Below are 2663 nucleotides of genomic sequence, written 5' to 3'. Positions count from 1 at the left end.
CATGCCAGCTTCCAGCAAGCCGCACTTCTGATCATTCTTTTCTGTCGTTTTGACCTGAGGGCCAGCTGCAAGGGCTTGCGCCCTCACGAAAGCTAGATCGTCGCTCCCCTGACCACAATCTTTCCTCGCCCCCAGGGCTGCGGGAGATCATGGACAGCCTCTCTCCTCACTAGCTCCCGCTCACCCGTTTTATTGGCAAGGAAGATAGAAACGGACCTTATCGATGCGGAGACAACATCATGACCAAGACCACCAACGGCAAACTGCTTTCCAACGTGCCATTTTCCAAACTCACCTTGTCAGCGCTGAACCCTCGCCAGAGCGTTGATCCCAGCGAGATTGAACTGCTGGCCCAGTCCATCAAGGCTTGCGGCCTGATTCAGAACCTTGTGGGCTTTGCTGAAGGGGACAGCATCGGCATTGTTGCAGGCGGTCGCCGCCTTCGTGCGTTGCAAATCCTGCTAGAGAGCAAGGATATCCTGCCAAACTACAGCGTTGCTGTGCGAATGGCGGCGAGCGAGCAGGAGGCGCTTCAATGGGCCAATGCTGAAAATACCGCTCGTAAAGACCTCAATCCGGCGCAAGAGATCAAAGCATACCGCACCATGGCGGAAGCAGGTCACACACCTGATAGTATTGCAATCGCGTTTGCCCAGACCGTGCGCCACGTCAAAGGACGTTTGCGCCTTGCAGGACTGGCACAGTGCATCCTTGATGCGCTGGAAGCTGGAAAGATTACGCTTGATATCGCGGCAGCTTATACGGTTTCCAGTGAGCAGGAAAAGCAAGCAGAGGTCTTTGGCCGCTTGAATGAGCGATGGGGCGGAGATCAGCCGCACACCATCAAGCGCAACCTCATGGAGGAGGTTGGAGAGGGCAACGACCGACGAGCCGTGTTTGTGGGCCGTGAGGCTTATGAAGCTGCAGGGGGAGCGATCCGTGAAGACCTGTTTGGGGAAGAGGTTTATTATCTGGACAGCAACCTTTTAGAACAGCTTGCCACAGATATGCTTGAAGAAGCCCGTCAGAAGCTTCTGGCACAGGGCTGGAAGTGGGCAACGGCCAGTATCGAGCTGCCAGACCATACAGAACTGCGGGGCCTCAAGCGGCTTTATGCTGAAGATGTGCGCTTAAGCGAGGAGCAGGAAGAGCGCAGAGAGGTTTTAATCGATGCTGAGAACGAGGGCAGGGCAACAGCTGAAGAACTTGAGGAACTGAAAGGGTTAAGTGAGCTTCAGTTCCATGCCAATCAAAAGAGCGTTGCAGGGGTCTTTGTTGGCATCGGCTATCATGGGGACTTGAGAGCAGAGAAAGGCTATGTTGCGGCAGAAGATCAGGACGCAGCGATTGCCGCTGGTGTGCTGAAGGGCTCTCAAATCATTACAGGCACGTCTCAGGAGCCAGAAAGCAAAGAGTACTCGCAAGCCTTGATGGATGATTTGAGCGCCATCCGCACAGGTGCCCTGCAGGCCGCTCTTTTGAATGAGGCAGAGCTTGCAAAAGATATCGCGATCTTTTCCATGATCACCAAGAGCTATGAGGGCGACCTGCCTTGTAAAATCCAGTCTGGAACGTGGCGCAATGAGGCTGAAGATCACGGCCAGAACCTGCCTGAAGAACTGACCCTTGCAAATGAGACCTCTCTTTATGGCGAAGATGTTGCAACACAGTTTGCGGCCTTCCGCCTAAAGAGCGAGCAGGAAAAATCAACCCTTCTCACGCAGTCCGTAGCGCGGTCCTTTGCGGCTCGTATCGCCCTTGTCAGCGGACACGTTCCGTTTGTTGAACTGGTCGCTGATAGCGTCAATCTTGATGCCCGCAAGACATGGACGCCGAACAACACATTCTTCAAGCGGCTTAAGTCCGGCCAGTTGGATGAGGTCAAGAGCTACATTGACGGCAAGCCAGTGGGGCCAGAGTTCGCCAATATGAAGAAAGGCGACAAGGTCGCCTGCCTTCATGGGCTGTTTAACAATGAGGCGGACCGCAATGGTCTTTCCAGTGAGGCCAAGGGGCGGATTGCAAACTGGGTTCCTGAATGCCTGAAGACCCAGTATCAGGCACCGGATATCTTGGAGGAAGAAATCCAGAAGCTCGCCGCATAAGGGGCAAGGCCACAGGGAGGGCCAGCAGTAGGGAATGGAAGAGAAGGGGGCGGGTTCCGCGCCCTTCCTCTGTTTGAAAGGTCAGTCCAGCTTGCTTACTCCTCCACGGCCACAAGCGGGGCTGCATCACAGTCTTGCCCGCCGCACAGTAACCGCAGGCTTGGCTTGCCCCATGCTTGAGCTGCACAGGACGGGCAACGGTATTTGATACAATAGCCATATGTCCGCTTTTCGCGCTGCATGGTGATCAGGCAGGGCGGCAGCACATAGGCGAACAGGTCGCGGTTGTAATGATCAAACGCGCCTTGCAGTTCTTCATAGGCTTCTTGTGTTGGGGTGGTCATGCTGCCTCAAATTGGAGTGCGCAATCCAAACTGTTCAACCTGAGAGAGTTCGTCAACAAGGAGAGGGGGCAGGTCAAATATAGTTTGTCTTGATGCGGGGCGATCTGGCTCACAAACGCTCACCGGGCTCTGCCGAGCCCAGATCGCGCTTGCAAACCAGCTCACTCATGTTTGTTGAAGGGCTGGAAGCTGGCAAGCGCCCCGCGCACGGGAC

General features: G+C 55.1%; 2 protein-coding genes. One reads left to right on the top strand and one right to left on the bottom strand.

Annotated elements, in window-relative coordinates; all coding sequences use genetic code 11:
- The first annotated feature begins 239 nt into the window (after positions 1 to 239).
- Positions 240 to 2105 carry a ParB/RepB/Spo0J family partition protein gene (locus PPL9_RS17715; RefSeq protein ID WP_057463943.1) on the top strand — a complete coding sequence of 622 codons (1866 nt, stop codon included), beginning with the start codon at positions 240 to 242 and terminating at the stop codon, positions 2103 to 2105.
- A 95-nt stretch (positions 2106 to 2200) separates the two neighbouring features.
- Here PPL9_RS17715 and PPL9_RS17710 read toward each other — a convergent pair whose 3' ends face one another.
- Positions 2201 to 2449, bottom strand: coding sequence for a hypothetical protein (locus PPL9_RS17710; protein WP_057463942.1), 249 nt, complete (start codon positions 2447 to 2449; stop codon positions 2201 to 2203).
- Positions 2450 to 2663 lie beyond the last annotated feature (214 nt).

This window comes from Pseudovibrio sp. POLY-S9, from assembly GCF_001431305.1.
GTDB lineage: Bacteria > Pseudomonadota > Alphaproteobacteria > Rhizobiales > Stappiaceae > Pseudovibrio.
Note: the sequence above shows the minus strand (reverse complement) of the source record. Positions and strands in the feature narration are given on the sequence as shown.